Consider the following 12,697-nt stretch of genomic DNA (forward strand, 5'->3'; position numbering starts at 1 on the left):
AAGAGAGAGTTAGGGTGACAGCATGGCCATCGTGCCCATTGCATTCCACGGGACTACCCTCGAATACGGGACCCCAGATCAGCCGTTGGTTCTCGTACTGCACGACTGGTACGGCCGGCTAAACGGCCTGGAAGACTATGGCAGGTCTCTTGCCCAACAAGGCTTTCACGTGGTCATCCCGGATCTTTACGACGGGTGGGCTGCCACCGACGATGAGGATGCGGCAGTTCTCGCCCGGCTCAGCCTGCCGATGGCCGTGGTGAGGATTCAAGAGTTCGTGCGCGCTGGGCGTGCAGGCGACGCGCCAGGAATAGGGGTGGTCGGCTTTTCGATGGGTGGCTGGCTCGCACTTCTCATAGCTCAATCCGGGTCCGTCGATGCCATCGTCGTCCATGACGCGATGCTCAGTAACGTGGATCAAGGGGTGGTGCCCTGCCCTGTTCAACTCCATTTTGCGGGGGCTGACACTCCTCATTCTGACGCTTTCGTCGTCCGGCTCATCGGCGACGGGACGACCCTGGAACGCTTCGACTATGTCAGGTCAGAACAACCCTTCGCAAACGCGAGTGTTCCCCGCACCATGACGCCAGCATCTGCAATTCTCGCCCGAACACGCACAGCGTCGTTTCTCCAGAAATACCTCGCAGAACGTCACTGACGTAAGCGGATGCCGGGTGCTGCTTGGGTGATGCTCGCCCCTTGGCAAGGATGTTCTTTGGTACAAGGATGGAGAACGTACTCGTGCCGGTTGGAGGGCATCGTGACCATCGAGGGCCAAATCATTGTTACGTTACTCGGACAGACCGCGATGAAGAGGTCCAAGACCGTCTCGTTGAGCATGAATCAGTTTGGCCAACTGCCCACTGTTCTGATCAACCCGAGGAGCAATGCTGGTCGCGCTATTTCAGGCATTTGGCTGGGCGATCCCCAAGATTTCACGACTGACGGAACGACGTACCGGTGGATAGCTATCGTTGACTACGTTTCGCTGCTCAACTGGGGGAACAGTGAGATTGACGAAACGGTGAATCCGGACACCTAGTGAGACCTCGGTGAGTGGGAGTCGTCGCACACAGCAACTGACACAGTCCATTTTCGGCAGAGACAAGCGTCTGTGCGGAAGTCCACGCTGTGATGAGACGCCGTGGAACAACCCAGACGAGAATATGCGGCGGCGGCTGATGACGAGTGCGGCCATCGTTCAGCTCGATCTCAGCGAACCCCGATTATCGTGAATCCACTAGCTGAGTTACCTCCCACGAACTACCCCGATCACGAGGAGAGAACATGCCCTTCATCACCGTCCCCAGTAACAACGAGCCTGACGTTGAGCTGAACTACGAAGACGTCGGCACAGGCAAGCCCGTAGTGCTGATTCACGGCTGGCCGCTCAGCGGCAGATCGTGGGAGGGTCAAGTACCCGCGTTGGTCGACGCCGGACACAGGGTCATCACCTACGACCGTCGGGGGTTTGGCCAGTCATCACAGCCGTGGAACGGGTACAACTACGACACTTTTGCCGCTGACCTGAAGGCCGTTCTTGACACCCTCGACCTGCAGGAGGTCACCCTCATTGGATTCTCCATGGGCGGCGGTGAGCTGGCCCGATACGTCAGCACATATGGCACCGACCGCATCGCGAAGCTCGTCTTCGCCAGTGCCGTGCCGCCGTACCTGTGGAAATCGGATGACAACCCTGACGGAGGTATCGACGCCGAGCTGGCCCAATGGTTCCACGACGGCCTGACCGGAGACCGGCCCGCGTTCCTGCACGAATTTCTTCAGCTGTTCTTCACCGCCGGCAAGCCCTCACTTCTCAATAAGCCGAAGGTCAGTCCCGAACAGATTGCCTACAACCTCGACATCGCCCAGACGGCGTCGCCGAAGGGCACGCTCGACTGCACAACCGCATTCGCGACGACGGATTTCCGTGACGACTTGGCAAAAATCACCGTTCCGACCCTGGTGATACACGGTGACTCCGACATCATTGTGCCGTTCGAAGTCAGTGGGAAGCGCACTCATGAGGCCATCTCCGGCAGCGAGCTGGTCTTGATCGAAGACGCCCCGCACGGTCTCACGCTTTCACACAAAGACGAATGGAACCAGCACGTCCTCGCATTCCTCGCGAAGTAGCGATGCTGAGGTCAGCAATTCTCGCCTAGTCCTGCTTGCCGTCTTCAACGGTGACGCCGTTGATGTTGTCGTGGCGTCGGTCGGCGATTCCGTACCCAATTCGGTACCGGAATAGGCGGCGGCTCGACGTCCGCGCCACCGTCTTGGACCTCGCGCTGAACGTTTCTGGTATCCACGGGTTGTCGCATCGGATTCAACGCTCGAAGAGACGGCAGGGCGGCTGGAGTCGCTTGGGATCCGGAGGTGAGGGTGATGCAACAGCGCAGCACTCAGGGAAAGTGCTCCTGGGATTTTCTCCCCTGGTCGCGGGCTGTCGTTCAAAGCGCAGGACAGCCCAAGAAGGTGGCGGATCGCAACCATGACCCGTGCACAGCAGCAGACCTCGAATTGTGTCTTCTTTCCGACCGCGAGTGGAGAGTGGGCGACCGACGGCAAGTCGAGCAATCACCCGAGAAGGTCCTCGGGTCCATCAACCACAGCGGTTCAAGATTTGAAGTCCTCAATATCGACGCCCCACGCCGACACCTCACCTCACCTTTGGACACCTTCACACAGCCGTGGCGTCCTTCGTGGCCGCATCAAACCGCTGACGTCCCTACGAACAGGGGTGACGGGAATCCTCTGGCCGACGAACCGTTGGGGGTGGACGTCCAAGGGCGTTGGAGTTGACTCGTGATCATTTCTCTCGCCTCGTCTGTCTGGAATTGATCGACGATCCGGATGCCCACGGGGGCACTGCAAAACATGAGAAGTCCTCATCAACTGCTTGATTCTGCCGTGAGGGCGTCGTATATTCTTCTTGTTCAGATCAGCTTCATCGTCTTACGGATCATGGGCTGAACTGCTTTTGGATCAGTCTGGTCGCCCTGCAGGTCAGGCTGATCCATCTGTTTAGGGCGTAGAAATTGTCGAGACCGCCGCTTGTGAGTCCCACTGGTCAATGGCCGAGCTCCGGAAGGGATGGTGACCGAACCACCGTCGTTAATCATCTTGACACGCCTGCGTTGGTGACCTAGATTTTCTTCTGTTCCACCCAGACGCTGTCACTGGATTCAGCCACCACGTTCAGGGAGGCCCATGACTACACTCAACGTTCGATCATCCGGAACGACCTCGTGACCGCCGCAGAGACCGAGCCGCATTCAGCCAAGGGCGGCTCCGGCCAGCACCTCGTCCTCGAACGCGTGGCGGCCGGTGACAGGGTCGCCTTCGGCAACCTTTATGACGCCTTCGCAACCGAGACATATGCGATCTGCTTATACCACTCGGCGAACCAGACGGCAGCCGAGAAGAGCATGACCAAGGCCTGGATCTTCATCTGGAGCCACGCGGCAGCTCTGAACAATCAGTCCGGCTCCACACAATCCATCGTGCTGTCAACAACGTGGTCTGTCACCTCAAAGCGCAGCCAACAGCCGGCACGGAAAAAGTAGCCGGCAGTGCGTTGAGCTTACGCCGCGCTCCAGACTGCATGTCAGAATACATCAGTTGACGTGCGAGGCCGTTGAAGAACGAAATGACCCGGGCGAATACAAACTTGATCTGCCCATTTCTAATCACGTTTGTCCTCTAGGAGCGTGGGTCAGTAGTACCAAACTTTAAAACGCCGGTCGATTTCCCGGGCTTGGGGTGGTGGTCTGGGAAAATTGCTTATGAGCGATTCTGATGGCCTGTTCCCCGCGACGGAACTTGAGCACGTTGACGTGGTCGTGGATGACGGCGTTGAGGCTGGCGGTGGCGTGAACAAGCGGTTTCGGGCTTTCGAGCCGAATGCTGTGATGTTGGTGCCGCCGGATTTGGGTGAGTGGTTGCCGCAGAATCACCTTTCCCGTTTCATCGCGGACATCGTCGAAACTCAGCTGGATCTGAAGAAGTTCTATGCCTCTTACGCGAAGTCGAAGGGGCAGCCGCCGTATGACCCTCGGTTGATGGTCCGGGTGCTCCTTTACGGGTATTGCGTCGGGGTTCGTTCGTCACGCGAGTTGGAGCGGGTGTGCGTGGACGTGGTCGCGTTTCGCTGGTTGGCGGCGCAGCAGGCACCTGATTTTCGTTCCATCGCCCGGTTCCGCAAGCGTCATCTCTCCAGTCTGGGAAACGTGTTCTTGCAGGCATTGGAACTCTGCCGCGCGGCCGGAATGGTCTCACTCGGGCAGGTCGCGTTGGACGGCACGAAGGTGCGCGCGAATGCGTCCCGGCGCAAGGCGATGAGTTACGCCCGGTTGACGGAGAAGCAGAAGGTCCTCGCCGACGAGGTGTCTGCACTGCTGGCTGACGCGGACGCGATCGATGACGCGGAGGATGCTCGTTTCGGAAAGGACAAACGCGGTGATGAGTTGCCGCCGGAGCTCGCGCGGCGGGAGTCACGCCTGGTGAAACTGGCCGAAGCGCGCGCGGCCTTGGAGGCCGACGCGGCCGTCCGGGCGCGGAAAGAGGCCGAGAAGAAGGCCCGGGACAAGGGCGACGATGACGACATTGCTGCGCAGAAGGGTGATGATGCGGCGAAGAACGCGGTCGTGAGGCCGAAGGCTCAACGCAACTTCACCGACCCGGATTCACGGATCATGAAGACCGCCGACGGGTCGTTCCACTACGCCTACAACGCACAGGCCATCGTTGATGCCGACCATCAGATCATCGTCGCGACGACGCTGACGAATATTGGCGTGGATGTTGAACAGGTCGTGCCGCTGGTCGAGAAACTCCACGCCACGACCGGCGTCCTGCCCCGGCAGGTCCTGGCGGATGCCGGGTATTGTTCCGCAACAAATCTGGACTACGCGAAGACTGTTGAAGATGGCAGCGACGGCCGGACCGAGTTTTTCATCGCGACCGGCCGGGTCAAGCACGGCGAGCGTGTTCCTGAAGTTCCTCGGGGCCGGATCCCGGCCAATGCGACGCTGCGGGAACGCATGGCGCGGAAGCTCAAGACGAAGAAGGGCCGCGCGGTTTATGCGCGGCGCAAAGCGATCGTGGAGCCCGTGTTCGGTCAGATCCACACTCGGCAGGGCAAGTTTGTGTTGCTGCGCGGGTTGGAGCAAGCAGCGCACGAGTGGTATCTGATCGCGGCCTGCCACAACCTGATGAAGCTGCACACCATGCAAACCAAGGCGCTTCTGGCCACGCCGGCCGCGCTGATAGCTAGCCCGGCAACCTAAAGAGCAGGGCGGAACCGCCCTGACGGGCCGCGGCAACAACCTCGCCTGAACCACCAACGCGACCGTGGCCCTCTTTTCAATCGGCACAACCACAATCCCTGCGCCACAGGCCTTGATTGCCAGGCCAGCACCGCCCAACCCATCCCGAGGCTTGGACCCGTATTTCGCGGCACCAACCGTAAATAGGCGTTACTGACTCACGCTCCTAGAGAGCAGCCGAGGCGGGCGGAGGCTGCCCGAGACTCCGCGACCCGGATCGGACTAGGTCACGAATGCGCCGCGGTGCCGGGGCCCTACGTGTCAGGGTTGGGAGAGGCCAGTGGCTCAGAGAAAGTCCGCCGTTTGACGTAGAGCGAGAATCACGAATCATGACTATGGCCAGTCCGTACTTGAGCGCAGTGCGCGACGATAGTCATATTAGTAATCCCGGAGCCGTCGCTGGTGGCCCGACCTCGAGAAGGTCGTTCAGCCCAGCGCAGAAGCTTGCGTACCTCGCCGCGTACGACACCGCCATCAAGAACAACGGGGGCAGTGCGTATCTGCGCACCGAAGGGTTGTACTCCTCGCCGATCACGAAGTGGCAAAACTGCGCGCCGCCGTTGTCGTCACGGGAAAGAGACCCGGCTAGAGGATTGGCCGTTAACTAAGGAGCAGACTGAAATCGCTCGTCTGCGCCGCCGGCTGAGCAAGATCGAGCAGGACCTAGAAACGATGGGGTGTTGATCAAGCGCCCCGGCCCTGCCGCAGTGCTGTAGAAGCTCGCGCCGCCTAAGTAGAAATCAGTCACCGCTTGTCGCCGTAGATGGAACATATCGCGCCTGAACCGATGTAGTTGTCGATGGTGTCGTCACCTGCGGCGTTCATCCTGGACCAGTAGCAGCTCTCGCCTCCCTCGGAACGATACTGGCCGGGCTGAACGTCCGTCCCCACCATGAAGGTGCCGTCGCCGGCGAACGCACTGGCAACGACGACGTCTTCGGCACCCTTGACGGCCGCCTCGCGCTCGTCAAGTCCCCTTGCCCGCGTGGATTGCGCGGCTTCCGCTCCCGCCAAGTCTGACTCACGCTTTTCGGAGCTCTTCACCGTGGATCGAAGGGTGCTCACTTCGCTCCCGAGTTCCTGCCATGCGGATCTCATCGAGTCATAGTTCGTTCACGATCTTCACGGAATCCGTGGCCGAGCACATGCCCAAGCACGGCACTCGCATGCGTGAGTTTGCCGAGGCCTACGTGGCAACCAGAGCGCGGCTGGGACTCCCGACTGTTCCGGTAGAGGACATCGTCAACGCCCGAGCCGTCAAGATCGTCACTGAGCTGATGCGTCGCCTAGACCTGCTGACTAGCCGTGACGTCGCGGCGGGCGTCCGGAGCACCAGAGCCATATGCGACGGGACGAGCGACGGCTGCAACTCGAGAACGTTGTCAACGCAGTCGTGACCAATGCAAACCGCAATGGCAAGCGGTATCACTCTGACTCCGAAGTGGAGAACAGAGCGAGGGCGAATCGGGGAATGCCGCGTGTGTCCATCAACGTGCTTATCGTGCAGCTCGCGTTCCAGGACGCCACTGAGCGGATGCCCACCAATATGCTCACGGCCGACGACGCTCGGAATGCTGCCCGCGTCCCGGCGCGGAATATCTCACCCTCTTCGCGTGGACCACAGACAGCGGTCGAAGGTCATAATAACCGACCGCTGTTCAGGTAGTTAATCTGGGGAATCGGCACGCCCTGTCACCGGAAAGAAAGCGGCAGGGTATCAGGGCCAGTTCATGTGGCGTCGCTTGAGCGGCCGGCGCTGGTCCTCGCCCAACCACAACTCGATGGTGTCTTTGACAGCCTGTCAACCCCGACCCGGCCTACAAAGTGTTGATCCCACACACCAGTCAGGGCTGACGTGATCTGACCTCCTGCCAGGTCACGTCAGCCCTGAGAGGCCATCGCCCTTATCTGCACTCCCCTCCGAACGAGCCTGAGAAGGCGGCGAGGGGCTCCCATTCCCACCCCGTGTCCACGCCCGTCTCATCCCGATCGGGCAGGGTGAGGTCGACCCGTCTTCACGCGATTCCTGCGAATCTAGTCGGGCCGTGCAGTCTGTGTTGCCAGAGTGTCCCAGAAGGAGGTATCGGCATCTGCAATGGAGCCGTCCGAGATAGCCGCGACCGTGGCATCCAACGTCGTGATCGTCTGCTTAATCAGGTAGCCGTTACTCTTCTGCCCAAGTACCGCTCCTTCGTTGTAGTGGTCTGACATGCCTCGCATCTCAAAGAGCAGTGTTGAGATGCCATACTCGACGGCGATGCCGTTGCGACTGATAGTTTCGGCCGAGCCGCCGCTGTACTTGCCGAGGTGGCCCCAGCCGGTTGAGTCGACGGCATCAAATACTATTGCGCCGAGCTTTTTGGAGCCTTCCAGCACAGCCGGATCCACATTTGGCGTTGTCGGGTACAGGATGGAGCCGGAAACCAACTTCCCATCGCGCTCGCTGTTGGCACCCTGGTGGTGCAGATCGATCATGTAATCGACGTTGTACTTGCTCAGGACGTTCTCATGGAGGGCCCTCGTCTCTGGCTCAATTTTGGTCACGTGGTCACGGTTGAGATCGACCCCATTCGCGTTGAATCGGGTCAGGTGGCGGTCGCCGCTAGCAATATAGTCGTCTAGGGAGAAGTCGACATCACCCATAGCACCGTCCGCATTGAGCATCGGTACTATAAGAACGTTCACGCTATCCAGAACATTCTTGGTCTTCCCACTCCCCAAGTGCTTGATGAACTCCAAAGCCCCCTCCGTCGTCAATTGCTCATTGCCGTGCTGCTGAGTCAGGAACAGGATGGTGGGGTTGTCTTCGTTCTGGACGTACTTCGCAAGAAAAAGGTCACGGCCCTTGACCGACTGGCCAATGACTTCGAGCTCAATTTGGGGTTGCTTGGCGTCCTGAACCTTTAAGTAGTTCGCCACCTCGTCATATGTGCGCAGGATGGAAGTATTGATGGTCTCATTGCCACCATATCCAGGGCCTTCGCCCACCGCGTGTGCGGTCGTAGCGGTCAAGGAGACCGAGGCAAGTAGCAAGGCTCCCGTCGCGGCTGCAAATGATTTCTTCATATACGCAATTCCTCTCGAAAATACTTCAATGGATTTTTCTGTGCCTCGGACATCACAGTTTGAGCCGCGGGCAGTCGAGCGCGGAGCCGAGGGGAAGGCGCCCCAGGCACCAGGCGATGCAGGTAAATTTGCGCGGCATCGTCTCTTCTGAAACGGTGGTGTGATTCTGAAATTAAGGACCGACTGGGATGGTGCCGGCGTAATCGGTGCTGTAACCAGTCACAGGCGTGTGAGGAATGTCTTTCCATACGTCTGGATCCACGTCCTGAACCTCTTTTGTTGCTAGACCGAGCAGGAGTGTTTTCATTGCAAGCGAGTTCTGCTGAATGCTCTTTCCGCGGGCTTTCTGACCCAGTGAGCCGTCGCTGGTGTTTCCGGAGGTCTCGAAGAAGACCACTGGATTGGAGTGTCCGGTTGGGTTCATATCCTTGTAGTTCAAGCCCAGCATCATTGCGGACACCACGCCGCCCTTAATATCGATTTCCAGTCCGTTGCCAACCTGGTACCGGTCCATATTTATGTACCCGTAACCGCTCAGTTTCTCGTACACGTAGCCGTGCATCTGGCGGGTGAGCACATCGTAGGCGCCGTCCTTGATGGATGGCAGGGTTGGGCCGCCCGGTGCCAGGGAGATGCCCAAGGATAGGGTGACGTCGTCGCCGGTCGCGTATTCCTTTTTCAGGCCTTGATGGTGAATGTCGATGCCGTATGAAGGCTTTACCGCCGTCCAATATTCGTAGAACGCAAGCGACTCTTGAGCTTGAAACTTATCCGACACCCAGTCGCGGTTCAGGTCTACGCGCTGCTCGGTGCCGTCGGCAGCGAGCAGCGGCTCGCCGGCGGCTTGGTCCCAGAGGACGGTCTGGCGGATGTTCATCTCACTTCCATCCGGGTTGTACATGGGTATGAAATGGATGGTGAAAGCATCGCGAATATTTTGATACTCGGCGGAACCATTTGTGCCCAGGTCCTTTATAAGGCTGAGGATGGATTCAGCACCATAGGGCTCGTTTCCGTGAATGCGGCCCTGAACCCAAACGTCCTCGGCACCTTGCCCCACGGTCGCCACGTAGAGGTCTCGACCCTGCTCGCTCTTATTGACATATATTCCGGCTTCTTCGAGAGTGAAGACATCTACCTGATGCCGGCTGGTCTTTTCCAGGCTGAGGAGCTTCTTGATCGTGTCCTCGTAGGTGAGGATACTGGCGGTGTTGGTTTCGCCTTCGGGTGACGGGAAGTTGGCATTCGCGTAGGCGGGTGCCGTTCCCAAGAGAGGCAGCGCAAGAATTGATGCGGCGCCTATTGCCCAAAGTCTGGTGGATTGAAGATGTTTTCTCATACTAAATACCTCCGTTGACTGCATTGTCTGGTGGGGTGTTGCAAGGGGGTTTCTCTCCGGAAGCCCAGCCCGTCAAGACGACGTGGCGAAATCTGGCAGGGGGCCTCTAGACCGCACGGGCACCGACGGCGACGATCCACAAGATCGGCAGGTTGGCGATGGCAAGGACGTCGATTGAGTCGGGGTCACCGGGCAGGGACGTTATCATAATGCTCCAGTGCTGGAATGCGGGTGGGGCAGTGCGTGATGATAGGTTCGGCGCTAAGGGAATCCTTGTGTGTTCAAGGAACGGCGTACGGGCAAGGGTGAGTTATGCGGCTACTGGATCCCCTGGAACGGCGGATCGCGGCCGCGCTGCAGTTCGACGGGCGCAGCTCCTGGAGCCGGATTTCCGAGGTACTCGGCGAACCGGAACGCACTATCGCGCGTCGGGGCAGCGAACTGCTCGAAGCGCGGCTGGTGCAGGTGGCTGGGCTCCGACCACAATCCACTTCGGTTATTATCCGCGTGCAAACCGCACCGGGCACCACCCGCTCGACAGCGAACGCACTGGCACAACGTCGGGATTCGACCTTCTCGTACACCATGACCGGCGGCGTGGACTGCGTCGTTGAAGTGCTGACCGAGGCCGAGCGGATGTCGACGCTGCTTACGGAGGAGATACCGGGAACTGTCGGCTTGGTGCGCGCCGTCAGCTACCCCGTGATGCGGTACTTCCGCACCATCCGCGGCTGGCAGCCCGACCTTCTGACAGAGGTCGAAGCGGATGCTCTGCGGGCCGGTGTGACGACAGACTCCTGGAGTCTGCAGGAGCCACAGCGGCTGAGCAGGGTGGACAACGAGATCGTGGAGGCGCTCTGTCAGGACGGGCGGGTGTCCTGCGAAAGGCTGGCCCGCCTGACCGGGGTGTCCAACGCTACTGCCCGCCGCCGCGTGGAATGGCTGCTGCAGAACAACCATGTCTATATACGGGCGGTCGTCGAGCCGGCGAGCGTCGGCCTTCCCGTCGAGGCGTTTCTCTGGATCCGCAGCGATCCGAAGAACGTCGAGGCGGTCGGCCGCGAACTCGCGGCCTCGCCGCTGGTGAGGTACGCGGCCGCGGTCGCGGGCGATTATCAGATCGTCGCGAATGTTACAGCCAAAGACCAGGCCGCCCTCTACGCTTGCGTGACGTCGGCGCCCTGGGTCGCCTACGCCAAGTCGATCGATGTCAGTCTGTTGCTCGAGGCATTCAAGCGAGGCGGACGAATGCTGCAGCCCGCCCGGATGTGAAGGTCGGCGACGCATTTCAGCCCCCCGTGTCGTGCAGCTCGGGTGCCTGCCACGCATACCGGATGGCCTCTTCGAAGCTGTAGCCCACCCGCAGCAGCTCGACATCCTGCCCGTGGTCCATGACCAGCTGTAGCCCGACCGGCAGACCGGACTCGCTGAAGCCTGCGGGCACGCAGAGGGCGGGGAGCCCAGTCGCGGAAATGACGTAGGCAGAACACATCCACTCGAGGTACTTGTCGAACTGCACGCCATCGATTTCGGTCGGGGACCGCAGGGTGGCATCGAAGGGAAGTAACTGGGCGGCCGGACTCGCGAAGACATCGTATCGGGAGAAGAAGGTGCGGGTCGCCTGAGCTAACCGGGTGCGGGCCAACGACGCTGAAACGACGTCGGCGCCTTTCAGGGTGAGGCCGCGCTCCACATTCCAGCGCACCTCGGGTTTGATCTTGTCGCCGTGCTGGGCCACGAGATCGCCATAGGCCAAGGCAAAGTCGAACGCGCGCACTGTGCTGAACACCTCGTCGGCGTCACGCAGGTCGGGGGCCGCCTGTTCCACCGTCGCGCCGAGGTCTTCGAACACCCGCAGCTGCTGCTGCAAGACACGAAGCACCTCTTTCTGCACCGGCAGACCCAGGCCAAAATCGTCGGACCAGCCGATCACGACTCCAGTGAGGTCGCGCTCCAAGAGTTCAAGAAACCGATGTGCCGGCACCGGGTTGGAATACGGTGTGGCGGCGGCTGGTCCGGCAAGCACCGACATGACTAGGGCAATATCGGTCACTTCCCGGGCGAGCGGACCGCTGCGGGCGAGCCAGCTCCAGGCGTTACGGTTCGGCTGCAAGGGGATCACACCAAGCGACGGTCGAAATCCCACCACGTTGCAAAAAGAGGCGGGAATGCGTAGCGAGCCGCCCATGTCGCTGCCGTCGCTAATGCTCTGGATGCGTGCGGCCAGAGCATTAGCGGCCACTCCGCTGCTGCCGCCCGCGCTACGCGAGGGGTCATATGGGTTGGTGGTGGTTCCGAAGACCTCGTTGAAGGTGTGCGACCCGGCGGCGAACTCCGGCACGTTGGATTTACTGGTGGTGACGACGCCGGCGGCCTTGAACCGCTCGATGATTAGATCGTCGTGGTCGGGCACGTGGTTCGCGAACACTTGTGACCCGAAGGTCGTGCGCAGGCCGGCGGTGGAATGAGTGTCCTTATGCGTCATCAGAACGCCGTGCAGTGGAGGCAGATCGTCGCCGCTCAGGGTGCGGGCGTCGGCGGCCACCGCGAGGTGGCGGGCCGTGTCACGGTCCTGGGTGACGATAGCGTTGATACGCGGGTTAACCCGATCGACCTGGGCGAGGTGCGCGTCGAGGGTTTCGTTGGCCGAGATATCGCGTCGGCGAAGGGCCAGAGCAAGAGCGGATGCTGACAGCTCGGTAATCTGCTCGCTCACGGCTCATCCCCTCCTTGGGCGGTAGATCGGATATCCCGGGTGGGTAGAAGTCTGGTGGTTGGCAGGCGTAATAGTGAGCGCAGGTCCTTGAAAACTGCCGATTAGATGTTTATGGCCACGAGTTTGGCCGAATTCGTCATGATGAGGTAGGCCGTGGTCAAAGTTGAAACCCCCGCCGCTCTATCTAGTCGAGGCCGTGCCCGTCGGCGGGCGCCCTGACATATCGTTCCGCTGGCCTCTTTGAAC

General features: G+C 60.1%; 11 protein-coding genes. 7 read left to right on the top strand and 4 right to left on the bottom strand.

The genetic code is table 11. The features are described from left to right. Positions 1–22 precede the first annotated feature (22 nt). From BJ997_RS08110 to BJ997_RS08130, 5 genes are all read left to right on the top strand, one after another. Complete coding sequence (locus BJ997_RS08110; RefSeq protein ID WP_035837899.1) at positions 23–658, top strand: dienelactone hydrolase family protein; 636 nt, start codon at positions 23–25, stop codon at positions 656–658. 102 nt (positions 659–760) lie between these two features. After that, positions 761–1,042 (top strand): hypothetical protein, encoded by a 282-nt coding sequence (locus BJ997_RS08115; RefSeq protein WP_152602275.1) that lies wholly within the window; start codon positions 761–763, stop codon positions 1,040–1,042. 245 nt (positions 1,043–1,287) lie between these two features. After that, complete coding sequence (locus BJ997_RS08120; RefSeq protein WP_035837902.1) at positions 1,288–2,136, top strand: alpha/beta fold hydrolase; 849 nt, start codon at positions 1,288–1,290, stop codon at positions 2,134–2,136. 1,115 nt (positions 2,137–3,251) lie between these two features. Next, positions 3,252–3,569, top strand: a complete 318-nt coding sequence (locus BJ997_RS08125; protein WP_035837904.1) for a hypothetical protein — start codon at positions 3,252–3,254, stop codon at positions 3,567–3,569. A 306-nt stretch (positions 3,570–3,875) separates the two neighbouring features. Beyond that, positions 3,876–5,291, top strand: coding sequence for an IS1182 family transposase (locus tag BJ997_RS08130; RefSeq protein WP_420827196.1), 1,416 nt, complete (start codon positions 3,876–3,878; stop codon positions 5,289–5,291). A gap of 783 nt (positions 5,292–6,074) precedes the next feature. Here the strand turns inward: BJ997_RS08130 and BJ997_RS08135 are convergent. Next, entirely contained in the window at positions 6,075–6,395 is a 321-nt protein-coding gene (locus tag BJ997_RS08135; RefSeq protein ID WP_183323350.1) for a hypothetical protein, read from the bottom strand. Between the two features lie 20 nt (positions 6,396–6,415). On the opposite strand from BJ997_RS08135, the gene BJ997_RS08140 reads away from it, so the two are divergent. Next, complete coding sequence (locus BJ997_RS08140; RefSeq protein ID WP_035840660.1) at positions 6,416–6,727, top strand: hypothetical protein; 312 nt, start codon at positions 6,416–6,418, stop codon at positions 6,725–6,727. Positions 6,728–7,364: 637 nt separating this feature from the next. Here BJ997_RS08140 and BJ997_RS08145 read toward each other — a convergent pair. Both BJ997_RS08145 and BJ997_RS08150 read right to left on the bottom strand, forming a co-directional pair. After that, positions 7,365–8,396 carry a M14 family zinc carboxypeptidase gene (locus BJ997_RS08145; protein WP_035840658.1) on the bottom strand — a complete coding sequence of 344 codons (1,032 nt, stop codon included), beginning with the start codon at positions 8,394–8,396 and terminating at the stop codon, positions 7,365–7,367. Positions 8,397–8,568: 172 nt separating this feature from the next. After that, entirely contained in the window at positions 8,569–9,735 is a 1,167-nt protein-coding gene (locus BJ997_RS08150) for a M14 family zinc carboxypeptidase (protein ID WP_035840664.1), read from the bottom strand. A 312-nt stretch (positions 9,736–10,047) separates the two neighbouring features. Between BJ997_RS08150 and BJ997_RS08155 the strand changes: the two genes are divergently transcribed. Further along, positions 10,048–11,007, top strand: a complete 960-nt coding sequence (locus tag BJ997_RS08155) for an Lrp/AsnC family transcriptional regulator (protein WP_183323351.1) — start codon at positions 10,048–10,050, stop codon at positions 11,005–11,007. Between the two features lie 16 nt (positions 11,008–11,023). Here BJ997_RS08155 and BJ997_RS08160 read toward each other — a convergent pair whose 3' ends face one another. After that, positions 11,024–12,451, bottom strand: coding sequence for an amidase (locus BJ997_RS08160; RefSeq protein ID WP_035836494.1), 1,428 nt, complete (start codon positions 12,449–12,451; stop codon positions 11,024–11,026). Positions 12,452–12,697 lie beyond the last annotated feature (246 nt).

This window comes from Cryobacterium roopkundense (genome assembly GCF_014200405.1).
GTDB lineage: Bacteria > Actinomycetota > Actinomycetes > Actinomycetales > Microbacteriaceae > Cryobacterium > Cryobacterium roopkundense.